This window comes from Longibacter salinarum (genome assembly GCF_002554795.1).
GTDB lineage: Bacteria > Bacteroidota > Rhodothermia > Rhodothermales > Salinibacteraceae > Longibacter > Longibacter salinarum.
Genome location: NZ_PDEQ01000005.1, coordinates 256,946 through 281,651, shown reverse-complemented (window position 1 = coordinate 281,651; position 24,706 = coordinate 256,946). Strand labels below are relative to the sequence as shown.

Below are 24,706 nucleotides of genomic sequence, written 5' to 3'. Positions count from 1 at the left end.
GACGCTTGTCACGCTTATCGGCCTGGTTGCTATCGCCTGATGTAGAAGACAAAGAGCTCCATCCGGGAAACGGATAGAGCTCTCATGGGTGCGTTCGTTCGTGACGCAGCCGCGGATTCAGGTTCGACTATGAACCGGTGTTGTCGCTGAGTGGCAACGCAATCGTGAACGTTGTTCCTGCTCCTTTTTCGCTGTCCACGTCGATGGTGCCGTCCATCATTTCGACGAGGCGTTGGACGATCGCAAGGCCCAGACCGCTTCCGTCGTAGCGGCGCCGCAGGCCGCCCGTCTCTTGTTTGAATGGCTCGAAGATATGCGGCAGAAAGGATGCGTCAATTCCGATCCCGGTGTCGCGCACCATAAGGCGAACCGTCTGATCGGACGTGCGCACGAGAACGGTTACCGCTCCGCCTTCATCCGTAAACTTGATCGCATTGCCAATCAGGTTATTGAGGATCCGGTGCATCGCTCCCTGGTCCCAGTCGCCTCGAACCGGGCTGTCACTCTCCAGGTCTACGCGCAGATCCACGCCGTTTCGCTCGGCCTGCGGGCGCAAGAGGTCGACGGTCTCCTGGATCTCCGTTTTTAGATTAATGGGAGATGCGTCCAGGTTCACCAGTCCGGCTTCCAGCTTCGACAGCTGGAGAACGGAATCCAGCGTTTGCATGAGTCGGCGGCTTCCGTCGTAGATGAGCTCGGTAAACCGTCGGTGCTCCGGGGCGACCTCGTGGCGAAGGATCTCGGCAAAACCGATGACGGAGGTTAGCGGCGTCCGGATTTCATGGCTCATGTTCGCGAGCATGGCCGACTTGAGACGGTCGGCATCCTCTGCTTCCCGCTTGGCCCGGCGAAGTTCACGCTGACGCTGCACGCGATCGCTCACATCACGCGACGACGACTGAATTCGCGTGACCAAGCCGTTCTCGTCGTACCCGGCCTGAACAAGCGTTTCCAACCAGATGTAGTGGCCGTCGGCATGTTGGACGCGATATGTGATCGGTCCCTGAAACGTCCCGGCAGCCAGTTCCTCGTAGAGAGACTCGACTTTGCCTAAATCGCTGGGATGGATGATGTCGAAGATGTTCTGGTTTTTCGCTTCAGCCGGGGTCAGGCCGAATACATCTTCCACGGACGGGCTCGCCCATAACGTTTCCCCGTCGACGTCGTGAAGCATCACGACCTCCTTCATGTTCTGGATGACGAGGCGGTAGCGTTCCTCGCTATTTCGAAGGGCCTCTTCAGCGGCTTTGCGGTCCGTGATGTCGAGAGCGAATGCGACGACGACGGGCTGACCGAAGTATGTGGCACGTTGCAGCCGAACTTCCTTGGGGAAAACGGAGCCGTCGGCGCGCTCTCCCCAGAATTCGAAGCGCTGGGGTTCTCCGTTCAAGGCACGGTTAAAACGCTCATCCAGAAGGTCCAGGTCGTTGCGGCCGGGCGCGCTGACGAAGGCTGGCGTCTGGCCGATCATTTCCTCCCGCGAGTACCCGTACATCTCGATGGCACCGCGACTCAGGTCTAGAAACCTCCCCGAGGCATCCTGGACGTAGATGGCGTCTGACGCATGGTCAATGAGGTCGCGATACGTTTCCTCGGACTGCTCCAGTTGAAGCTTGTTTTCGTGTGCTTCGGTGACGTCTCGAATGATTCCGGCAAAGCGAGGGTCGTGGTCGCTGCTCTGGACCGGATGGAAAGAGGCGGATACCCAGCGCGTCTCCCCATCGGAGCGTCGCGTCATCCTGTATCGGATGTCGATGGGCCTCTGCTCTTCAACGATCACGTTGTATGACGCACGCACGCGAGGAAGGTCGTCTGGATGGATATCGTCCTCATAGGCATTCGCATCCTCGTACAAAAAGTCCGGCGGACACCCCCACACGTCCTCGAAAGAGGGGCTCACGTAAAGAATTTGATCGGTCGTGCGGAGGACGAACACCTCCTGCATGCTCTCTGTGAGTTGCCGAAACTGCTCATTTTTGAGGCGTAATGCTTCCCGGCGTCGATCTCGTTCGAGGGTGATGCGAAGAAGGTGGGTGACAAGATCAACGTGGCGTCGCGAGAGGGGAAAGGAGGAGCGCGAGTTCTGGCTGAGCACGATGAGGGCGCCGAGCACGTCCGTATCCGACTTCATGATCGGCAGACTCCATCCCGTCGCAGCGTCAACTTCATCGAGCAAGGGCTGCCAGGTAGAGCTGATCGATTGCAGTGTCGAAGCGTCGCCAAGGTCGTGGTGTACCCGCGATCGGGTTGCTACCGCAGAGTGACACAATGTGCAGCTTTCGATGGCGACGCCCGTCTCGAGGGGGGCGGTCCGATTGGGCGAAATCGATGGACTCGCTGCGTGGCGGAGGGTGCCGGAGTCCGGGTCGTGACGGAGAACGATGCCCGTGAGCGACGGGGCGATGCTCTGGACGAGATGAACGATTTCTCCCGCTATTGTCGACAGAGAGGCGCCCTGGGCAATCATTTCAAGGATGTCAAGGTGCCGGTCGGCGAGAGTTACATCCTGAGAAAACGAATCGTTGGACCGCGTCTGCGTAGGGGCGGCCGCCTGGGTGCGTTGCAGCGTAATCACGACGTGGTTGTCGGCCGGGGCGGCGGAAATCGCGAGGGGCGGCGACGTATGGGGCTGGTCAGAATCGCTGTCGCCCGGAGCCGCCCAGGAAAGATGACCGATTTCAGTGACACGCTGTCCCGAGCTACGGGCGCGATGGATCATTTCGCGCAGGTTTGCGGACGGCGCACGTTCCGCTGGATCCGCTGCCAACTCCACATTGGCTGGTTGCCTTCCATCCCACGGCGTGATCGGCACCGGTGAGTTGAAGACGGAGGACGTGGCGGGTCGAACGATATGCATGTCGAGAATCGATCCCGATTCATCCAGGGCCTCCTCGTCAGCAGGCTGGATGCGGAGGTGCTGCCGGGCGCGAGGGTTCATCGACGCAACCGTATCTTCCTGTGTGACGATAACTAAGCCACAGCCAACGGCATCGGTAATCGTGGAAATGTTTGTCATGACAGGCGCACCGGTCTTCGCACGATCGGGCAACGTGAACGAATCATCGCTGTCGGCAACGACGACGGCTTCCTTCCGGCAGCAGATACACGACGGGTGGAATCGCAGTTACCGTGAGGGAGGCGCTTCATTTTGGCCCTCCATCTCCGCTGCACGTACAACATTGGTGCCGTAGTGGGCACGCGTTGATCAGGGGAAGAATGTTTGTGGCGACGGCTCGTTTACGCGACTGAGGGGGCGTCCTGCTGGAAAGAAATGGGGGAAATCCGTAATCGGTGTGGACATTTGGCCATCTTTGGTGTGCGTTAGATACGCCCGAATAATAGGAAGGCGCATCAGCCGGTTCATCAGAGTGAACGGCGGTGATGCGCCTTCGAATGCTGCTCCCTGTGAGAGAGGGTGGGACAGGGATCTACTCGACAGCGACAGTCTCTTCTCGGAGGCGGCCACAGACCAGCATGCAAAGGGCCGATAGGGTGGGGTCGCTGATCTGGTAGTAGACATAAAGCCCTTCTTTGCGGCGATCGAGAAGGCCCTCACTGGCCATCAGGCCTAAATGTTTGCTAACATTGGCCTGACGATGCCCTGTGGCTTCGACGAGTTCACTGACAGTTTGCTCGCCCTGGAGTTGCATTTGGTTAAGCAGCTCCAGACGCACAGGCTCGCTCAATATTTTAAATCGTTGGGCGGCCCGCTCGATTTGCGCACGCGGGACGAGTTCGTCGGTCATGGCATTTAGTTGGGTGAAGGATAGGTGGGAAGATGGAGAGAGAAGTAGCGCCTTCTATACGTCGAACGCCTGCCTACGTTGCAATATTTTGGAAATCAAAAACCATTATAGACGACTACGATCTGTAGGGGTTACATTCGCGCCACGAAACGATGACGTAAAGGCTGGTGCCGAACCATTCATCCGATTTTTCTAATTCCTACGTTGCACATTGGGCGGCCAAGATCCCCGCGTGTACGCCGTGTACGTGTCTATAACACGTACAAGAAGCAGTTATCGCCGGGTGTGACTCCGGCCATCTTCACCACAGGAACGACCGATCTGCGCGTGAGGCGAGAGAGGCTAGACCGCAAAAGGGATCTGTGACCCGACCATTTCCTTTGTTTCCGGTTGTTAAGATTGGGGTAAGAAGGTCTAGCGATTCGAGTAACGGGCGTGAGTTACCGGACGGTTATTCCTTACGCGGAATATAGGGGCGAAGTGCCGAAAAATCGTCTCGACCGAAATGATGTTGGAATCTCCCTTCAACATTGAGTGGGCAACGACCGGTCTCGTCCGTGCTCTTTTTTAGCGTTTGCTCTTTTTCTCGGGTCGTCCTGTATTACATTCGTATGGACATCGACCGCCGGACCCCGACCGATTCGGATCCACAATCGCTACGCGTTCCGTCGCCCCTGGGACGTGATCCGGTACCGTCTACGCTTTTCGACGCGTGGGAGCCGCATTTTTCCTGATGAGATATGCGCAGAACATGACATTATTAGGGATGTCCAGGCTGAGTTGCGTTAAATTTATACTCCTTTGGGGCGGAGATCCGTGACGACCGGATCTTCAGCCAGTGCATTACGTGAGATTGATAGGTTGTCATGACACGTCATCACCTATTTGAGGTGTTATCGCATGTCGGAATCGTCTTTCAACATTGAGCGAGCAACGAACGGTCTTGTCCTGGCGCTCTTTCTGGCGTCCGCCCTGTTTCTCGGCGTCATCTTGTATTACGTCCTGCGAGACATGGACCAGCGCGCTCCCTCCGATGCAGAGCCGCAGGCGGTCGTGCACCCGATGCCATCGCCGGGACAGCATGCAGAACCGCTGATGTCTTCTCCCATCGCATGACGATTGCACCGCTTCCGCCTGGCTAAAACCCCTCGCGCTCATGTCGTACCTCCCGCTTGCTGTGATCCTAGGGCTCCTCATCATCGGAGCGACCATTACCCTGACGATTCTGTGGCGCGCGTACCAAGCCGGACTCTTCGACAATCTTCGTTCGGGCGCATACGTCATCTTCGACGAAGACGAACCGGTGGGGGAGCCGCAGGATCATGTCTTTTATCCTGAGGAGTGGGAGGATGGCTAGACGTCTCTTCCTCTACGACCTCGTTGAGCGTATCAGCACCGCTTTTCTTTGCCCCTCCACTTCGTTTCGGATCCACTCACCATGCCAGAGTCCGACGTCACTCCTCCATCTTCCACACCCGGTCTGCCGCCGGGGGCGTCCCCGGACACACTGGAAGCCAACTGGCGCCGCGGCGTCGATCGGTCGACACGCCTGCCGGTGATCGCCTTCGTCGGGAGTTCCGTGTTCTGGCTACTCATCGGGTCGATCTTCGCGATTATAGCAAGCCTCAAGTTTCAGATGCCCGATTGGCTCGTCCAGTCTGGCTGGCTCACGTTCGGGCGGATCCGCCCGGCACACCTCAACACGGTCATCTACGGGTGGCTGTCGATGGGCGGCATCGGTATTGCCACATGGCTGTGGGCGCGGCTGTTGAAGACCAAGCTGCGTGGGCGCTGGATGCTGATGTTGAGCGCCGCCCTCTGGAATCTGGGAATGGTGCTCGGCACAATCGGCATCTTGATCGGCCACTCCCGCGCGATTGAATGGGTGGAGATGCCGTACTACGCCTTCGCGTTTATCGTCCCGGCCATGTTGCTGGTTGTCGTGCCGTTTGTGTGGACGCTCCGGCACCGCCGCGTGAAGCACCTCTTCATCTCGGTCTGGTACCTGGGCGCATCCATGCTGTGGACGCCCTTTCTTTTGATTGCCGTTCTGCTACCCATCTACCAGGGCGTCCCGGAGGCAACAGTAAACTGGTGGTACGCCCATAACATCCTTGGCCTCTGGCTCACGCCCGTTGGCCTCGCCGCGGCGTACTACTTCATCCCGAAGGTGATCGGCCGGCCGGTGTACAGCTATCACCTTTCGTACCTTGGCTTCTGGACGCTCGCGCTGTTTTACAACTGGGCGGGTGTGCATCATCTCGTCGGCGGACCCGCCCCCCAGTGGCTTGTCACGGTGTCGATCGTGTTCAGCGTCATGATGATTGTGCCGGTGGTCGTCGTCGCTGTCAACCACCACATGACGGTGGTCGGGCACTTCAAAAAGCTGAAGTACAGTCCGACGCTCCGCTTCGTGGTCTTCGGCGCCATGAGCTACACCGTCGTGAGTCTGCAGGGCTCACTGCAGTCGCTGCGGTCGTGGCAGGAGATTACACACTTTACGCACTACACCATCGCGCACTCGCACCTCGGCGTCTACGCGTTCGCAACCATGATCGTCTTCGGGGCGATGTACTACATCATGCCGCGCGCCATGAACTGGGAATGGGAGAGCCCACGGCTCATCAGCATCCACTTCTGGACGACCGGTCTCGGCGTCGGCGCCTACTTTACCGGCCTGACGATTGGCGGCGTGATTCAGGGAATCCAGATGCTGGATCCGTCGATCGACTTCCTCACCATCGTCGAAGACACCAAGCCGTGGTTGGCCGTCCGAACCGTTGCCGGGACGCTGATGACGATCGGACACTTCGTTTTCGCCTACCTGATGTACCGGATTATCACGCGAAGTGGTACACGACGTGAGGGGCCTGTTTATTTTCATCCGGCACCGGCCGGCATGTTCGGCTCGGGGGCGGGTGATGGCAGCTCAGCAGAGACGACAGCGACGCCTTCTGGCGCCACTCGCTCTGCGCGCTCGGACGACGACGCCGAACGCCCGGGTCTCTGACCGCCCCTCGTAGGTCGTGCTCTCCACTTCGCCTTTCGACGTTCGCATTTCCCATTTGCCATGACTCGTTCTCTTCTCATCTTCCTCGGCGCCTTCGCGGCGATCTCGATGAGCTATACGGCGCTGGCGCTCATTCCTAGCCTGCAGCTGTCGACCATTGAGCCGACGCCCGGGACGGCCGACTATACGTTCGAGGAGCAACGTGGGCGTGACATCTACGTCCGAGACGGATGCCTGTACTGTCACTCGCAACAGGTTCGTCCGGAAGGCTTCGGCGCAGACATCCGTCGGGGCTGGGGGTCGCGCCCGTCCTTTCCCGGCGACTATGTCTACGACGACACGCATCAGCTTGGCTCGATGCGAACCGGCCCGGACCTGCATGACATCGCCAGCCGACAGCCGAGTCGCGACTGGCACCTCGCGCACCTCTATCAGCCTCGCTCCGTGAGCCCGGGCTCGGTGATGCCGGCCTATCCGTACATGTTTGAGGTGAAGTCCCGGAGCAACGTCCTGCCGTCCGATGTCACCGTACCGATCAATCCGGAATATGCGCCGCCGGAGGGCAAGGTGGTCGTGGCGAAGGACGAGGCGATATATCTGTACGAATACCTGATGACCCTGGAGCTTCAGCCGCTGAATGAGGACGGCGCAAGCCAGTAAGACGCCGTTGCATCCACCAGCGGAATCTTTTCCCGTTTTCTACCCCGCTCGTTCATGCCTGACGAATCTTCAACTCCACCAGAGTCTTCCGAGAACGCGCGCAATTCTGCCGCGGATGAGGGGGCGCGTTCCGAGGCGTCCTCGCCGGAACCGATCGATATGCTGGCGCCTCTCTTCCGGGAGCAGTCTCTGCCGCCGGAGGGCATGGAGGCGCCGCCGATGTGGTTGTGGATGGTGATTTTCGGGGTCGTGCTCTTCAGCACGTTCTACCTCGGCCATTACACCGGTGACTTTAGCCCCGATCCCTGGCTGCAGTCCTCCGATCCGGTCGTAGCAACGACGACCGAGCCGGAGGAGGTTGAGGTGGACGGTGCACAGATCTACAGCTCCCGGTGTGCGACCTGCCATCAGTCGGACGGCGAGGGAATTTCCGGGGCGTTTCCTCCGCTGAATCAGGCCGAATGGGTGACGGGAGACAAGGGGCAGATCATCCGCATTCTCCTTCAGGGGATGATCGGTGAGGTTGAGGTGCGCGGGAATGTTTACAACGGCAACATGCCGGCATGGGGCAACCAGCTCAGTGATCAAGAAATCGCCGCCGTGATTACGCACGTGCGGCAGAGCTGGGACAACAGCGCGTCGGAGGTGACGGGTGAAGAGGTGCAATCCGTTCGGTCTGCGACGGAGGGCCGGGTGCAGGCGTGGACGGCGGAGGAGCTCCAGCAGCCGGAGAACATGGGTGTGGGCGATGTCGAAGATGATGCGGGCACCTCGAACGACACGACGGCGACGGAGGACGCAACAGCGGCGCTCCGATTCATGCGTGGCGACCGTTCGGGGGAACGACGTGCTTACGCTTCCATGGCGCAGCACATGCGCGGACGTCGGTAATCGACGGTCAGAACAATTGAACGTGCGATGCCAGACTACTGCGACCATTGCGGCCTGCCCGTAGGGAGCGAACCGGTGTCTTCGTCGGCCGCCACGGCGACGTACTGCTGCTACGGATGCCGCATGCTCGGGGAGACGGAAGCCCGTGGCTATGCGATCGTTGACGAGAGGCAGCACCATCTCCTCGTCCGCGTATTTGCGGGCTTGCTAATGGCGGCCTTTGTGATGGTGCTCAGTCTGGCGGTCAGCTCGGAGTACGGGTTTGCGGCGTTCCGAGAGCTTCAGCACGATGTTGGAACGGCGCACTGGGTGCTCCTCCTCGTCGCGGTCCCGGCGCTCCTTCTGCTGGGCCTGCCCGTCGCCCGGTCCGCCATCGCCGACCTTCGGCACCAGCGCCTGTCACTGCACGTCCTGTTCGCGCTGGGGACGTCGAGTGCTGTTTCTGTCAGCGCGGTGAGCTATGTTCGCGGCACGGGACCCGTGTACATCGAGACGGCGGTCACGCTGCTTGCGATCTACACGCTCGGACGGTACCTGACGGCTCGCGCAAAAGGGCGAACGACCGCTGTGCTCCGTCACCTCCTCGATGTCCCGGAAGCAACGTACGAGCGCCTTCGACCATCGCGCGGGCACGTCGATGTCGGAATGATCGAGCAAGGCGATGTCGTTCGTGTGGCAGCCGGGGACATCGTCCCGGTCGACGGAGTGATCGAGGAAGGGAGCGTGTACGTCGATGAGAGCAGCCTGACCGGTGAGGCAAAGCCGGCGGTGCGGGAGCCGGGCGACGAGGTGTACGCGGGGACATCCGTGGTTGACGGCCCCATTGTGTTGAGGGCTGTGGCCGTCGGGGAGGACCGGCGCCTTGCCCGCATTGAGCAGATGATGCACCGGGCGCTGGCGAGTCCTCCCCGCCTGCAGCGGCTGACCGACCGCATCATGCGCACGCTGATCCCGGGCGTCATCGTGCTGGCGCTCGCCACGTTTGCCGGGTGGTACGCAGCCGCGGGCTTCGAGAAAGCACTTTACACGGCTCTCAGCGTCGTCCTTATCACGTGTCCATGTGCCCTCGGCATCGCGATTCCGTTGTCTCTCGTCGTCGGGTTGGGCGAGGCGAGTCGAGATGGGATTCTGATCCGGGATGGTGATGCGCTGCTCGACCTCGCGCAGGCGGACACGTTTGTGTTCGACAAGACCGGCACCCTGACGGCGCTCGACGCTCCGTCCGTCGACGTGTTTGTGGATCCATCCGCACCCGCTTCGGGGTGGGAGGTTGACGCCCGCCAGGCACGACACCTGAACGCGACTGTAGCCGATACGGCGGAGTGGACGGAGGAGCGTGTGTTGCACCTGGCTGCGGCCCTGGAAGCGACGAGCCGACACCCGATCGGACACGCCATTCAGGAGCAGGTGGCGCAGGTCAGCTCGGATGCGATCACCGAAGCGGAAACGATCCCCGGGGCGGGCGTCATCGGGACGTGGACGGCACCTGGTGGGGCAAGCATCCGCGTTGGAATTGGGAACGACAGAATCGTCGAGCGGCTGTCGGCACGGATGCCAACTCCGCTTCAGACGCGCCGGAACCGGGCGCGGAGCGAGGGGCGCACAGCAGTGACGGTTGTGGTTGGTGATCGGGCGGTCGCCGTGATAACGCTCACGGAGCGGATGCGCGACGGCGCGAGGGAGGCAATGAACCGGCTGCGGGAAAAGGGTGTGCGGCCCCTTGTGATGACAGGCGACCGGGGAGGGGCAGCGGAGCGGCTTCAGAAAATGCTCGGTGTGCCGGTTCAGGCGGGCGTGACGCCAGAGGAGAAAGCCGACCGCGTTCGGCAGTTGCAGGCAGAAGGAGCTGTCGTCGCGATGGTGGGCGACGGGATCAACGACGCGGCAGCCATCGCGAAGGCCGATGTGGGCATGGCGCGGACGGACGGCGCCGGTGTGTCGATCGACGCAGCGGACATCGCGCTCTATCACCCGGATGCGGATGTCGTCGCGGACCTGTTCATGCTGGCCCGGGAAACACGCCGCATCATTCACCAGAATCTGTGGTGGACGTTCGGGTACAACGCCGTCGGGCTCGGGATGGCTGTGGCCGGCCTCCTTCACCCGATCGCCGCCGTGGTCGTCATGGCTGGCAGTAGCGGGCTCGTGACGTGGAACGCGTTTCGCCTGAAAAGACGGTCTCCGACGTCGACGCAGACACCGGACGCCTAAAACGTCAGCCGGACGCGGGCATTCAGCGTGCGGGGCGTGAGGCGTTTCGGGACGCGCGTCCAGTCGCCCTCCCACGAGTACGTCACCGTGTTATCCATATCGAACATGTTCAGCACCTCCAGGGTGAGGTCAAGCTTGACGGGCGTTCGTCCGATGCCGTCCTCGACCACGGTGATCTCCTTTGTTGCCCCGATGTCCACGCGTCTGTACGCCGTGATGCGGGCTGACATCCGGTCGCCGGGCTGGCGCGTCGGCTGACCGTTGACATCCGGGCCGGGCACCGGCGGGGTGTAGGGCAGGCCACTGCCGTAGAGCGCGCGCATGTGCAGCTTCCACGTTTTGTCGCCCGGGACGTAATCCTGTACGAAGGCGGAGAAGGTGTGGCGCTGGTCGGTTGGGCGCGGGACGAGGCCCTGGTTGAACTCGTCCTGAAACTGCGGCTTGAAGCGCTCACGCGCGATCATAAAGCTGTAGTTGAACCAGCTCTCCAGTCCTGGCACCAGCTCGCCGCGGATCTGCGTGTCGAACCCGGCGATGTAGCCATCGGCGTCGTTTTCGCCCGAGTACTCGACACGAATGTCGTCGATCGTGTAGCTGACGATGTTCGACAGGTCCTTGTAGTACGCTTCGGTTCGCAGGTAGAGTCGAAGCGACGGGAAGAAGTACTCGCCGCCCAGAACGAACTGCGAGGATTGCTGCGACTTCAGGTCCCGATTCAGAAGGTCGTCGATGACGCCGCCGTCGGGGACATCCGGAGAGGCCTCCGCCGACCCGCGCAGCTCACGGTAGATCGGCTTCTGATGGTAGAGGCCCCACGAGCCCGTCAGCGTCAGCTGTTCGTTCGCCTGAAAGGTCGCCGAGATGCGGGGCGAGACCGTCCACTCGTCGTTGAACGTGTAGTAGTCGGTTCGTACGCCACCGGTGACGACAAAGCGTCCCCGCTGTGGCAGGACGTCGACGGCGTCCTGGACGTAGAAGCCCGACTGCATCTCGTTAAATGTCGCCGCATCGCTCAGGCTGTCGACCACAATCCGTCGGTAGTCGTCGCCGCGGCCCGTCTCGATCACGGTCTTCTCGTTAAGCCGGTCGTCGAAGTGCAGGGAGCGGACGTGCCACCCGGCCTCCAGAGCGTGGCGCGCCAGGTTGTAGCGGTACCGTCCGCGGCCCGTGAGCGTCTCGACATCGACGCTGTTGTCGGCGAAGTTGGTGTGCTGCGAGTTGCTGAGCCGGTTGTAGTTCTCCGGGTTGTTCGCACCGGCCGTCGGGTCGACCTCGTACACGTCCGCATCACCGGTGATGTCGAAGTTCTCCGATTCGGTCGTGCTGTAGTAGGCGACAGCGTGCGACAACTCGATTTTGTCGCTGATGGGCGACCGTAGGCGAACGCCACCGAAGCGCGTCGTGTAGCCGTCCGTTCGGGCGCCTGCGAGGTCCGACCAGAGGGAGCGGAACTGGTTGTTCGCGATCCGGGGGTTCAGGCTGATGATGCCGAAGAAGGTCCGGCGCTCGGTCGGGTTGAGCTCAAACTGGTGATCGGCGTAAATCCCGAGTGCTTCGATCTCGTGTCCGCCGCCGAGGCGGTAGGTAGCCGCGCCCTGCACGTCGCTGAAACGCGGGTCGTATTCGCCTTTCAGGTCCTGCGTACCGAAGAATCGGCCGGGCTGCGCGTGGCGCGCACCGATCGTCCAGCTCAGCGAGTTGTCCAGTGCCGACGAGCCCGCGTGGATTGAGGCGTCGAGCGTCGACATCGAGGCCGAGCCGTGGATCGGCGCGTTCTCCGGCTCCTGATACTGCACGTCCAGTGCTGAGGAGAGCTTTCCGCCGTAGCGCGCGGGAAAGCCGCCGGTGTAAAACGTGATGGACTGCGCCAGGTCGGGATTCAGCAAGCCCAGTCCTTCCTGCTCGCCCTGACGCGGGCGGAATGGCATGTACACCTCGAAGCCGTTCAGGAAAATGAGGTTTTCATTGTACCCTCCGCCGCGCACCGAGTACTGCTGCGACAACTCGTTATTGGTCGCGACCCCTGGGACGACCTTCAGCGCACGGAAGCCGTCCTTAAACGGCGTCGGCATCGACTGCACGTCCTCCGGGTCCACGCTGAACACGCCGGCGTCTTTTGTCGCGCCTTCCTCCTCGACGGTGACGCCTTCCATTTCCATGACGGCGTCCTCGAGTTCGACGTTCAGTTCGGTCGTTTCACCGCGTCGAACCACAACCGAGTCGGTGCGGGCGGCAAAGCCGACGGCCGAGAAGCGGAGCGCGTACCGGCCGGCTGGGAGCGTCATCCGGTAATAGCCATCCTCGTTGGTGGCCGTGCCGTAATTGGTGCCACGGACGAGGACCGTTACGCCGGGGATCGGGGTGTTGCTGGCATCGCGGACCGTTCCCGCGACGAAGCCATCGGTCTGAGCGATGGCCGTGGGGGCGAAGAGGGAAATGAACAGACCTACAGCGGCGCTCCAGGCGATCGCGCGAAGCAGGCGAACAGACATACGAGTCATTCGGGGGAGGAGCAGATGCAGAACGGCGAACGAAACCGCGATCCAGAGGGACACGCGGCGACAGCGGTCAGAAAAAGTAAGGAGCGTCGACCCATCCAATAAAAGCGGGATTTACGCGTGCACACGGCCATCATCCGTGGCGTCATGACACGCTTTGGGGTTGAGTCGAACAGAGGCTGTCGTATCGGTCGCGCAGATAGGCAGAGGGGGCCTTGAGAACAGAGACAGAATACGTACGGAGGCCGCGGTGGACGGATCCGCTACGCTACATGTACTACACGGGAATGGGAACGGGCACACATCGTGCCGGAAAGCGCCCGGCCGAGGGCTCAGAGCAGAAGGAAGTTCGCAATCGCCAGAACAACCATCGCGATCGCTATGAACGTGTTGTAGATGCCGAGGAGCAGGGTCACCTTGATTCCTGTTTTCAGCCAACCCTGCTCGTACACGTGGTGCATCGCAATGAAGAGATAAACGAACGGCAGCAGGAGGAACCAGCCGCCAATCGTGTGGAGCGTCGCGGAGTCTGTGATGAGAAAGCCGGTCGCGGCGGCGAAAACCAGAAAGGCGAGCGCGTGGAAGTGCAGGGCGAAAATGAGGTGTTGCACGTACAGCTTGCCACGGCGGGCGTAGAGGAGCTTCAGGAGCAGCGCAAAGATCGGCAGCAGCAAGAACATCACGTAGGGCGCCCGGTCGACCATGCCCCGCATGAAGACGTTCGGATCCTCGATCGTCTGGACCAGCCGCTTCTTGACGAACGCCTCGGCCTCGGCATCGCGCTGCGGGTCGTCGAACAGGCTAATGTTGATGTTGTCCGCGACTTGATGGGCGAGTGCACTCCGGCCGTTGCCCTTGCTCCCGCCGTTGGTCTGCGTCTCCGCCGTCATCGCCCGTGCCACGGCCGCCTGTGTAAGATGGTCGATGTTAGCCTGATCGGTCTCCGACAATTGGCCCACGTTTTCGAGATCGCGGAGGCTACCGAGCAGAGCGGCTGTATCCAGCGGCGCATCCGGGTCTCGATTGTTGATGGTCTCGCGGATCGACTGCAGTCTCGTGTAGACCGAGTCATTCGTCGACGCGGCCGGTGCTGCATTCGCCAGGCTATCGAGCGTTGCGCCCGATTGCTGGAGGGCCGCTGTTGCAGCAGAATCGGGTACCGCCGCTTCGGACTCCTCCGTGTCGATCGTCGCGAGGTCCGAGAACGCGAGCACGGAGAACAGAATGAAACTCGCGACGAGGTAGAGGCGGAGCGGCCGCACGTAGCGGACGCGCTTGCCCTGAACGTACTCTTTCGTCAGCCGGCCTGGCTTGAAGAAAAAGGTCGGGAGCGTCCGGAAGATGCGCAGGTCGAACTCGAAAAGGTCCTCGACCCACTCCTGCGTCATCTCATGGAGCGGCACGATCCGTTCGGCGGCGCGCTGCCCGCAGTTGGCGCAGTACGGTCCGACGAGCGGGGTGTCGCAGTTGGCGCATTGCTTGCGCGGTGGCGTTTCGCCGAGGGGTGCTGGCGTGTCGGTCTCGGTATCTTCGACGTCGATATTTTCCGTGTCTGTTGTGTCGGCCATGGCCTCATCGTCTGATGAAGCGTCTTCGAATGCTGTGGGCTCCGCGTCCGCCGGCTCAGGGTCGGAATGTTCGGGCGCCGGAGTCACCTCGTCGGGATCGGCATCCGATGTGGCGTCAGAACCCGCTATCGAAGACTCCAGTTTCGGTTCAGCATCTGCCCGGACCTGTCGTTCCCCAATGGCTTCAAGTCTCCTGGCCAAAGAGTCTGGGGCAAAATCTGAAGACGTCGCATCACGTGCCGGCTCGAGGGTGGAGATGTTCTCGTCCATCGACCCATCCCCGGATGTGTTGTCCCCGGTGGGCTCCTCATGGGCGTCCGGGCGAGGCGTGTCCGCCTGCTTACCAGCGTCCGGCGTCGAAGAAGAGGAATCGGTAGAACTCATGACCGGAGAATCCGATGCAGCGACAGAGTGCGGAGAGCCGAGCGCGTGGCGGGGACGACGCGCCCTATGACCCGTAAATGGCAAGTTACGTTAGATGTTGCTGAGATGCACGGGGTCGAAATCCGTTCCGGATTTCGGTGTGGAGGTTTCGAGGTTTGGAGGTGTGGAAGTGTGGAAGTATGAATGTATGGGGGGGGAGAGGGTGAGGGAGGGGAAGAGGAGTGCGAAGTTCTATTTTCGAACTGCGAAATTCCTCCTGGAAATCAGTCGGTCCTCTGAACCGTGATAACCTGTTTGGCGGATGGAGTACGAAGAAGTCAGGATGAGCGGTCACGTCTCCAGTGCGGACCAGGGTCACCGTCTGGCATGGATGCAGTAGGCATGGCTGATAGAGATCTACGGCGCCTCAGCGATGGGATCATCGCGAGGACCGACCGTCAGGAGGTCCGTCCCCTTGCATGGCCGAAGGCTGTCCGTCAAACAGGTTCTGTTTGGCGGATGGGATACGAAGAAGTCAGGATGAACGGTCACGTCTCCAGTCCGGACCAGGGTCACTGTTTGGCATGGATGCAGTAGGCATGGCTGATAGAGATCTACGGTGCCTCAGCGATGGGATCATCGCGAGGACCGACCGTCAGGAGGTCCGTCCCCTTGCATGGCCGAAGGCTGTCCGTCAAACAGGTTCTGTTTGGCGGATGGGGTACGAAGAAGTCAGGATGAACGGTCACGTCTCCAGTGCGGATCAGGGTCACCGTTTGGCACGGACGCAGTAGGCATGGCTGATAGAGATCTACGGTGTCTCAGCGATGGGATCATCGCGAGGACCGACCGTCAGGAGGTCCGTCCCCTTGCATGGCCGAAGGCTGTCCGCCGAACAGGTTCTGTTTGGCGGATGGGGTACGAAAAAGTCAGGATGAACGGTCCTGTTTCCAGTGCGGACCAGGGTCACCGTTTGGCACGGACGCAGTAGGCATGGCTGATAGAGATCTACGGCGCCTCAGCGATGGGATCATCGCGAGGACCGACCGTCAGGAGGTCCGTCCCCTTGCCTGGCCGAAGGCTGTCCGCCGAACAGGTTCTGTTTGGCGGATGGGGTACGAAAAAGTCAGGATGAACGGTCCTGTCTCCGGTGCGGACCAGGGTCATCGTTCGGCGTGGATGCAGTAGGCATGGCTGATAGCGATCTACGGTGCCTCAGCGATGGGATCATCGCGAGGACCGACCGTCAGGAGGTCCGTCCCCTTGCCTGGCCGAAGGCTGTCCGCCGAACAGGTTCTGTTTGGCGGATGGGGTACGAAGAAGTCAGGATGAACGGTCCTGTCTCCGGTGCGGACCAGGGTAACCGTTTGGCATGGATGCAGTAGGCATGGCTGATAGAGATCTACGGTGCCTCAGCGATGGGATCATCGCGAGGACCGACCGTCAGGAGGTCCGTCCCCTTGCCTGGCCGAAGGCTGTCCGTCAAACAGGTTCTGTTTGGCGGATGGGGTACGAAGAAGTCAGGATGAGCGGTCCTGTTTCCAGTGCGGACCAGGGTCACCGTTTGGCACGGACGCAGTAGGCATGGCTGATAGAGATCTACGGCGCCTCAGTGTTGGGACCACAGTGAGGACCGGCTGACAGAAGGTCCGTCCCCTTGCATGGCCACAGGCTGTCCGCCGAACAGGTGTTGAACCCTGTGGCCTCGGTAACGTCGGTAACACCTCAGGACCATCCTGAATCGTCTATTCCGGTTCGATGCTCGGCCCTCCTTATTTTCGAAGGCATCAACCGTCGCACGGCCGTGCGACGGTTTTTTTGCGATTTCAGTGGCATTCCCTTCAGATTATTCGGCAGCCCGTCGAACGATGCACTCTGAACGCTGAACCCTGAACGTTGAACTGTTTACGCCATGAGCAGCGTGCCGAAGAGGTAGATCAGGAGCGCCGCCAGGAAGACGATGCCGTTCAGGAGGAGAAGGAGTCCGCCCTTCCACGCGGTTGTCCGGAACGGCTCCGCGTACACGCGGCGGAGGCTGCGGAAACCATATACAAGCAGCGTTCCGACCAAAGCGACGACGGCGATAGGCAAAAGCACCGACGCGGTCTGCGTGGCGTCGACCAGGCGGATGAAGTAGGCGACGCTCAGGTACGTGCTGGTCGCGAGAAATAGGAAGGAATGCAGGTGCAGGGCGTGGATCACGTGCTCGGCGTAGAACCGTCTGCGAAACAGGAGTTGCAGGAGCCCGGCGAACGCGGGTAGCAGCATCGCCGCGAGGATCGACAGGCGCTCCTGAAAGATCCGGTTGATCCGCTCGGGATCCTCGGCGGCCCGTGCGGTTCCCTCGACGAATGCCGCTTTGACGGATGTCACCACGGTCCCTGCTGCGCGGATGGAGTCCGCCTCGGCGCGCATCTTCTGAATCTCATCATCTGACACGTCGACATTGACCACGGGTTTGAGCATCGGCACGCCGCGGGTGTCCGTCAGGCTTCGCCCAAGGCTCGTCACAAGCAAGAGCAGAAGACCGGACACGACAAACAGCCGGAAGGGCCGGATGTACGGCGCGCGACGTCCGCCGAGGTAGGCAACGGTGAGCCCGCCCGGCCGCGACACCAGCATTCTCACCGTGCGCACCAGTCGCGTGTCAAACGAAAACAGCTCATCGGCCAAGTCGGCCAGTAGTTGCCGGAGCGGCCCGATTCGGTCTTCTCCCGGCTGACCACACTGCGAACAGTACGGCCCGTCGAGTGGGGCACCGCAGTTCGGGCAGGTGGGCGTAGGCGATTCGGACACTGGGGGCGAGGTGTGGAGGTTTGGAAGTGCGGAAGTATGAAAGTATGAGGGTGTGAGGGGAAATGCGAAGTGGGGATTTCGAACTGCGAAATGCCCGGGTGAAGATCAGCGTCTCCTTCCTCTGAACTTTGAACCCTGAACCCTGAACGTTGAACTCAAATCCTTGCACTTTGAACCGAACCACGAGGGGCACAGCCTCCAACCGAATGAAGCCGTGCCCCGCGAACATTGAACCTTGAACGCTGAACCCTGAACGTTTAGTACGCTTTGGCGAACAGGACGCGGCCTTTGGACGGTTTGCCGGTGACCATGTCCACGCCCTCTTCCTCCTCCTGATCGAGCGGGATGCAGCGGATCGTGGCTTTCGTTTCATCCTGGATGCGCTGCTCCGTTTCGGCGGTGCCGTCCCAGTGCGCGCGGATGAAGCCGCCTTTCTCCTCGAGGACCTCCTTGAACGTGTCGTAGTCGTCCACGGTCGTCGTCATCTCCTCCTGGCGGGCGAGCGCGGTTTCGTAGAGCGACGTCTGGATGTCGTCCAGCATCGTCTTCACGCGGTCCGCGATGCCCTCCTGCGGCACGATGTTCTTCTCCTTCGTATCGCGGCGGGCGATCTCGACGTTTTCGTTCTTGACATCGCGTGGGCCGATGGCGAGGCGGACGGGGATGCCCTGCAGCTCGTACTCGGCGAATTTCCAGCCCGGCTTCTGATTGTCGTCGGCATCGAGCTTCACGCGGATGCCGGCGTCGGCCAGCTCCTGCTTGATCCGCTCGGCCTCCTTCAGCACCGTGGCGCGCTGATCGTCGTTGAAGTAGATCGGCACGATGACCACCTGATCCCGCGCCAGCTTCGGCGGCAGCACGAGGCCCTGATCGTCCGAGTGCGTCATCACGAGTCCGCCGACGAGCCGCGTCGACACGCCCCAGGACGTGGCCCAGACGTGCTCGACCTCGTTGTCCTCGTTCGTGAACGTGCAGTCGAACGCCTTCGCGAAGTTCTGCCCGAGGAAGTGGCTCGTGCCCGCCTGCAGCGCCTTGCCGTCCTGCATCATCGCTTCGATGCAATAGGTGTCGACGGCGCCCGGGAAGCGCTCGCTTTCCGTCTTCCGCCCGCGGATGACCGGCATCGCCATGTACTCCTCCGCGAACGTTGCGTAGACGTCCAGCATGCGCTCGGCCTCCTCAATGGCCTCCTCTTTCGTCGCGTGCGCCGTGTGGCCCTCCTGCCAGAGGAACTCGGCGGTGCGGAGGAAGAGGCGCGGCCGCATCTCCCAGCGGACGACGTTGGCCCACTGGTTGTAGAGCAGCGGCAGGTCGCGGTACGACTGGATCCACTTCGAGTACGTGTCCCAGATGATCGTTTCCGAGGTCGGGCGGACGATGTAGTTCTCGCCCAGCTTCGACTCCGGGTCCGGGATGAGGTCGCCGTCCTCGTTCGTCGTCAGGCGCGAGTGCGTGACAATAGCGCATTCCTTCGCGAAGCCCTCCACGTGCTTGGCCTCGCGGGCCATGAAGCGCTCCGGGATGAAAATCGGGAAGTAGAGGTTCTCGTGGCCGGTGGCCTTGAACATCCCGTCGAGCGCCTCGCGCATGTTCTCCCACAGCGCCATGCCGTTGGGACGAATGATCATGCATCCGCGGGCCGGCGAGTTTTCGGCCAGCTTCGCGTTGCGAACGACGTCGAGATACCACTGCGAATAGTCTTCTTCGCGGGGCGTAACTGCGTCTGCCATATGCGGCGGAAGGGTGAAACGATGGGAGCGTGGAAAGCGGACGGACCGGCGACGGGCTGTCCTGCAGAGGTGCGACCGGACAAACGGACCAGCGCCCGACTGTGCGACGGACTGCTGTGCACAAAGGGCCGCGCTGCGGAATGTCTTACGCAACGAACGACCCTATCGCCGAACCGACCTGCAATATACCGGCACCACCCGCGTAATTCAACGGATACGGCGTGTCTTCACAGGGGGCGGAAGGGACGGGCTGTCGCCCGAGATGTACCTTGACGCACATTACCCAAACACCGCCAACTCTCTACTTTTAACCAGTTGAACTAGGAGGAGAGGCTCACGAGTTGCACTAAGGATCACACTCACATATCCTAAACTACATCACAGTGTCAGAAAGTTTTGAGCGATGAAAGTCCTAGTACCTGACACATCTTGGACCGCTTAATTGCACCTTGTCTAAAGGGGTTTCTCTCTATGGCGTTTAAAAATCGTAGTTCTTCGAATGCAAGACAGGGGTTAGTTCTAAACGCGTTGGAGATCAGCTTCAACAACCGAACTGTCACTATTCCTCAAGCCGACTACAGCAAGGAACGTTGGGATTCCTGTCTGGAAGACTTCCCGGATGTGTGGTTCTATCGGCTAAATGATCATCTCTACGCAATAACCAGTGGATCTTCTTCTCTTGGATTGCCTGACTATTTCGACGATGCTGAGATCAGTTTGCGAAGTCATTCCCCTGTTTTCGCTCAAATCGCAGCTGAGTCAATCCACCGCTACTTTTCAGAGCGTACGCCGGGAGCCCGGAGGAACGCATATGATGGAAGTTGGGAGGTGCCCATGTCAAAGCAGAAGGCACTGTCAGTAGGTCTCCTGAAAGTCACCCCGATGCTGAAATACACGCCGCGACCGTTATATAGCACTTCTGGATCAGAGCCGGTCCTTGTACTTGTGGTACAGACCTATCTTAGACATGAATTTTTAGATTCCGAAGACGCTAATAATGCGGCTCCGCTGTCAGAATTTGATATCAGTTGGCAAAAACAGGATGACAGTGATGAAGTTTATGCCTCAAAGCGGAATGTTCTGGCATATTTGGCTCATCTTGGAAAGATAGACCAATATAACAAGTATGATGACAAGTTTTATGCGCAGGGAGCTCGATTTAGAAACTTCAGAATCCACACCCACCGCTTAAACAATATTCGAAGTCTGTTAGACCTTCCAGGCTCCTTGTGTGTCGACACATTTACCCCATTTCTTCTGCCGTCGAAGTTGTTTGATGTAAGGAGTATAAGACGGCCTGTTAACCTCTTCTACAATGATAGAAAGCCTAAATCCCGAGAATATCTGAACGACGCTGTCAAACGACTGCGGCCGTATTCCTACGACAAGTTTCAGGGGAAGGTTATTCAGATAGCATTACTGGCAGCTGAAAGTAGAGAGCAAGAAGCGGTACAGTATTCGAGAACCCTAAAGGATAAGCTGCAATCCCTTTTCCATCTCTCTCAGGTTGAGGTATCGATCCACACTTTTGAACCCTCTACCGCTGGTATAGCTAAGTTTCTACGTGACTTTGACGCGTCTTCTTTTGACTTGGCTGTTCCTATCATGGCTGAGAGTTTGAAGAACTTCCCGGTCCGCCGATCTCCTTATCACACAATCAAGGCGCGTCTTCTCAATCAGGCAACGCCGTCACAGGACATTACAATTGAGTCCGTGCATGAAGATAGAAGAATGATTAACGCCAATGTGGCGTTAAATATTTATGCCAAGCTAGGCGGTACCGCATGGGCTGTTCGCCGTTCTGCCGAGAGATCAAAGCAGTTTGTGGTCGGAGTGGGAGCCACGACTGATGAAGATGGCGATTACATCATTGGCTTTGCCAATGTTTTTACCCATGATGGTAGATACCTATTGGGAGAGTGCCATCAGTTGAGCAGTATGGACGAGTACGCTGATGACTTACAGGATTACTTGTCACAAACGCTTTTGAACGCATTACAGTCTGAAGGGATTGCTGAGGGGGAGACGATTGAGTTAGTGCTCCACCTGTTCAAGGAAGCCAGCCGTAAGCGCGAGATTAAAGCGATAGAAAAAGCGATCCATTCGGATTCACTATCCCCATTCAACATTAAATATGTCATCATCCACATCAGCGAGAACCATCCCTACAGGTTATTCGAAGATGGCAGAGTAGACAGCTTCAACCAATCTTTTGAAATTCGGATCTCGACACGTCAGTCACTCTTGCAAATGGGGGGCGGTAAAGAGCGGCCGTTTCTTCTCCGTTTAGATCGGAGAGGGGATTATGAAGAGTTTAACTTCGATGACTTAACGCGTCAGATAGTTGAGTTCTCAAACTTATCGCACTTGAGTTTCATTCCGCCCTCAACGCCGGTCACGGTGTCATATCCAAAGAAAATGGCACGTGTGGCCTCTGATCTGAGGAAGGTCCCGAATTGGGATCCTGCGATGATGAATCGCCTGAGCGGAATCCCTTGGTTTATATGATTCAGGCTTATGTTATTCATTGATGAACTGAGAAAGAAAAGGACTCAACTGAAATTGAGGGCCAGTGCCAAAGAAAAATGGCTGGCGTCCTATCTGTGTGATGAGCAATGTCCAGAGTTGGACGAAAGAGAAGTCACGGATACAGAAAAAATATGTGCAGCGGCATTTTGTGGAAATGAAGATGACTTGTCCAATTCCACCTCCAGCATTATTCAGCAACATCGTCGAAGAGATTCAAAGCGCACTTCGCACTACAGCAATCATCTCATCGACTTATGCGCTTTTGCGCAACTAGACTTCGAGGCTGAAAAGAACAACCTTGAGCGCTACTGCGCAACCCATCCGCCTCAAGCACGATTCATAATTCAGGAACTGTTCGGTGATTCAGTCTGCCTGGCGAATCAGGACAAGGAAGACATCTCTTCAGGCGTTCATTCGGATCTCGACAGGCTCGCGCTACATTTGGTTGATGGTGATCTCTCGAGGATCACTCAAGAATCTCTTTTAGGTGGACTCGAACAATCGGAAAGTTTGCTAGACCACTACATCGTTGAGACAGCGTACCTCAGATCCATCTCCTTTGCCGATACCGGTCAATATTTGAACGATGCTAGGCAGTCTGCCCAGATACTTCAGGATGCCGTGAGCACGGTGAGAAGAGTCTTCCGGGCTCTCGTGCGAATCGTGGCCGTCGTTCCGATCGTACTTCTGATTTACCTTCGTATTTGTGTCTCGTCGTCTCCGTACTCGGAGATAGTAGATGTGGCGGGACTAGTTATACCGGCTTTTCTTATTCTTTTGGGATTCATCAAAGGTCCGAGAGAACTTGTGTTGGAGAAAACATCCCATGCCGGTGATTACGTGGCTCACTGCGCCCTAAGATTAGTAGGCGTTGACGATACCTATATAGATGATCTTGCGAGCAGGTACAATGCTGATCCACTGGCTGAAAAAGTTAGTGAGGTCAGGGAGCTTTCAAAGAAGTGAGGTCTCTCCGAACAAGACCCTGAACTCTTTGAAGAATAAATTTTGTCATAGGCCCGTATATCCAGTGGTCATCCTGGTGTTGGGTTTCGCCGTTGCAATGCTGAAGTACGGCATCCATTAAGTGCTTGCTCAACTCAACTAATTGTGCCCGGCCAGGTCGGCGCCCAGCCCGAAATCAGTGGATAGACGTCCGTGGCCCTTGGCGTACTCGTCTTTGCTCTCCACGGCGACAAGACCTTCGAAGCGCGGTGCGTATATTGATTAAGTGGGCCGTTCCGTAGATCGGGTCGGGGGCTCGCCATCCTCAGAACCACGCGCTACGGCGGCCTGATGAGTTGGTGATGTGGAGGATGGTTGGAATCGCGCGCCCCGCCGCAGACATCAACACAAGGAGGCACATTATGTCAGCAAAAGACGAGGTTCGGACCGCGTCCAGTCGGTTCTACAATGGATTGAACCGGATGGCGAATGGAGAGCGCGGCGCACTGGCGGACAGCTGGTCGCACGGCTCATCGGTCACGACGATGCATCCGATCGGCGGTCGGCAAGTCGGGTGGGATGCCGTGAGGAAGTCCTTCGATCAGGTGGCGGAAATATCCAGTGACGGGAAGATCCGCCTGAAAGATCAGCACATCGAAGTGATCGGTGATCTGGCGTACGAAATTGGCGTCGAGCACGGCGAGCTCAAGATGGGCGGGCACGCGGTCGACCTGGAGCATCGGGTGACGAACATCTACCGGCGCGAATCCGGAGAGTGGAAGCTGGTCCATCACCACACCGACACGTCGCCGGCGATGATCGATGTGATCGGCCGCCTGCAATCGCCAGCAGGATAGGGTGGAAGGTCGCGAACCACGTGCTATCGGCATGGCCCGAGCCGATTTTGAACGTCGTCGGTGGTGCGATATCGTAGCGCGGCGTATATTCGGCTCTGCAGAACAACGTTACTGCGGATCTCAACTGACAGTGCGAAGCTCGCGACACGTTTTCAGACAGCAGTGCTACGTCATGACAAGCTAGCGAAGGGGGCAAAACCAGGGAGCATACGTCTGAGCCACCTCCCCCATCAATGTCTGGAGTCGCAGAGGCACCCACATCTGAGCCAACATCAGGACCGTACGAACACGCCGATGGCCTTTTCCACGGAAGAACTCGCCACCTACGAGTCGATCCTCGATGCATACATCGAGAGGAATCGGCCGCCTGCTGAGATTCGAGACAAGGTCGACCTGAGCTACCGAATCGAGAGACAGAGCGTGGTCATTTTCGAAATTCGCCCGTCGATGTTTAGGCCGGGGGAGAAGATCGAAGAAGCGGTCGCGAAGACGACCTACGTCCGCACAACGAACCACTGGCGCGTGTTCTGGCAGCGAGCGGACCTGAAGTGGTACGGATATGAACCGGACCCGATCGTGCAGGAGTTGCCTGAATTCCTGCGACTTGTCGAGGAAGATGAATACAACTGCTTCTATGGATAGCCTGAATGGCCGCTTGCATTCGTTTCGAGATGCGAGGTTCAGTCACGTGGTACGGGGAGCCGTACGCGTACGTGGGAGCAGGCCACGTGCTCGAATCCCCGGCGCAGTCCATCGGTGCCCCGACCTCCCTCATCAAAGGGTCTGATTCTCGCGACGATACAGGGCGGAGGGACGGAGTAGCGAGACGCTCGTACAGAATCAGTCACAAAGCATAGATTACTAGCAGGTTGTTTGTGTTTATTGGTCACTATTTAGACATT

Annotated in this window: 16 protein-coding genes; 10 read left to right on the top strand and 6 right to left on the bottom strand. The window is 59.1% G+C overall.

Annotated elements, in window-relative coordinates; genetic code table 11:
• Positions 1-127 precede the first annotated feature (127 nt).
• Together CRI94_RS11230 and CRI94_RS11225 are read right to left on the bottom strand one after the other, a co-directional pair.
• Complete coding sequence (locus CRI94_RS11230; RefSeq protein WP_098075799.1) at positions 128-3,016, bottom strand: PAS domain S-box protein; 2,889 nt, start codon at positions 3,014-3,016, stop codon at positions 128-130.
• A 412-nt stretch (positions 3,017-3,428) separates the two neighbouring features.
• Complete coding sequence (locus tag CRI94_RS11225) at positions 3,429-3,746, bottom strand: ArsR/SmtB family transcription factor (RefSeq protein ID WP_098075798.1); 318 nt, start codon at positions 3,744-3,746, stop codon at positions 3,429-3,431.
• Positions 3,747-4,646: 900 nt separating this feature from the next.
• Between CRI94_RS11225 and CRI94_RS11220 the strand changes: the two genes are divergently transcribed.
• The 6 genes from CRI94_RS11220 to CRI94_RS11195 all read left to right on the top strand — a co-directional run bounded on the left by CRI94_RS11220 (position 4,647) and on the right by CRI94_RS11195 (position 10,518).
• The gene (locus tag CRI94_RS11220) at positions 4,647-4,862 is read left to right on the top strand and encodes a hypothetical protein (protein WP_098075797.1); all 216 of its coding nucleotides are present in this window, start codon (positions 4,647-4,649) and stop codon (positions 4,860-4,862) included.
• 40 nt (positions 4,863-4,902) lie between these two features.
• Positions 4,903-5,103: a hypothetical protein gene (locus tag CRI94_RS11215; RefSeq protein WP_098075796.1), complete on the top strand. Its 201-nt coding sequence runs from the start codon at positions 4,903-4,905 to the stop codon at positions 5,101-5,103.
• Between the two features lie 81 nt (positions 5,104-5,184).
• A complete protein-coding gene (locus CRI94_RS11210) occupies positions 5,185-6,756 on the top strand; it encodes a cbb3-type cytochrome c oxidase subunit I (RefSeq protein WP_098075795.1) in 1,572 nt (523 codons plus the stop codon).
• A gap of 60 nt (positions 6,757-6,816) precedes the next feature.
• Complete coding sequence (locus tag CRI94_RS11205; protein WP_098075794.1) at positions 6,817-7,416, top strand: cbb3-type cytochrome c oxidase subunit II; 600 nt, start codon at positions 6,817-6,819, stop codon at positions 7,414-7,416.
• 54 nt (positions 7,417-7,470) lie between these two features.
• Positions 7,471-8,307 carry a c-type cytochrome gene (locus CRI94_RS11200; RefSeq protein WP_098075793.1) on the top strand — a complete coding sequence of 279 codons (837 nt, stop codon included), beginning with the start codon at positions 7,471-7,473 and terminating at the stop codon, positions 8,305-8,307.
• 27 nt (positions 8,308-8,334) lie between these two features.
• On the top strand, positions 8,335-10,518 hold the full coding sequence (locus CRI94_RS11195; RefSeq protein WP_098075792.1) for a heavy metal translocating P-type ATPase: 2,184 nt from the start codon (positions 8,335-8,337) through the stop codon (positions 10,516-10,518).
• Here the strand turns inward: CRI94_RS11195 and CRI94_RS11190 are convergent.
• The 4 genes from CRI94_RS11190 to proS all read right to left on the bottom strand — a co-directional run bounded on the left by CRI94_RS11190 (position 10,515) and on the right by proS (position 19,473).
• Positions 10,515-13,019, bottom strand: a complete 2,505-nt coding sequence (locus CRI94_RS11190) for a TonB-dependent receptor (RefSeq protein ID WP_245846166.1) — start codon at positions 13,017-13,019, stop codon at positions 10,515-10,517. The genes CRI94_RS11195 and CRI94_RS11190 overlap by 4 nt on opposite strands.
• Before the next feature lie 329 nt (positions 13,020-13,348).
• Positions 13,349-14,968, bottom strand: a complete 1,620-nt coding sequence (locus CRI94_RS11185) for a DUF3667 domain-containing protein (RefSeq protein WP_098075790.1) — start codon at positions 14,966-14,968, stop codon at positions 13,349-13,351.
• Positions 14,969-16,852: 1,884 nt separating this feature from the next.
• Complete coding sequence (locus tag CRI94_RS11155) at positions 16,853-17,743, bottom strand: DUF3667 domain-containing protein (RefSeq protein WP_143815377.1); 891 nt, start codon at positions 17,741-17,743, stop codon at positions 16,853-16,855.
• Positions 17,744-18,000: 257 nt separating this feature from the next.
• Positions 18,001-19,473 (bottom strand): proline--tRNA ligase, encoded by a 1,473-nt coding sequence (proS, locus tag CRI94_RS11150; protein ID WP_098075783.1) that lies wholly within the window; start codon positions 19,471-19,473, stop codon positions 18,001-18,003.
• A gap of 429 nt (positions 19,474-19,902) precedes the next feature.
• Here proS and CRI94_RS11145 point away from each other — a divergent pair, with 429 nt between their 5' ends.
• The 4 genes from CRI94_RS11145 to CRI94_RS11130 all read left to right on the top strand — a co-directional run bounded on the left by CRI94_RS11145 (position 19,903) and on the right by CRI94_RS11130 (position 24,446).
• Positions 19,903-21,981 carry a Piwi domain-containing protein gene (locus tag CRI94_RS11145; RefSeq protein WP_143815376.1) on the top strand — a complete coding sequence of 693 codons (2,079 nt, stop codon included), beginning with the start codon at positions 19,903-19,905 and terminating at the stop codon, positions 21,979-21,981.
• A gap of 9 nt (positions 21,982-21,990) precedes the next feature.
• Positions 21,991-22,968 carry a hypothetical protein gene (locus CRI94_RS11140; RefSeq protein WP_098075781.1) on the top strand — a complete coding sequence of 326 codons (978 nt, stop codon included), beginning with the start codon at positions 21,991-21,993 and terminating at the stop codon, positions 22,966-22,968.
• A 401-nt stretch (positions 22,969-23,369) separates the two neighbouring features.
• Positions 23,370-23,804 carry a YybH family protein gene (locus tag CRI94_RS11135; protein ID WP_218919385.1) on the top strand — a complete coding sequence of 145 codons (435 nt, stop codon included), beginning with the start codon at positions 23,370-23,372 and terminating at the stop codon, positions 23,802-23,804.
• Between the two features lie 294 nt (positions 23,805-24,098).
• Positions 24,099-24,446, top strand: coding sequence for a DUF3024 domain-containing protein (locus CRI94_RS11130; RefSeq protein ID WP_098075780.1), 348 nt, complete (start codon positions 24,099-24,101; stop codon positions 24,444-24,446).
• Positions 24,447-24,706: the final 260 nt, after the last annotated feature.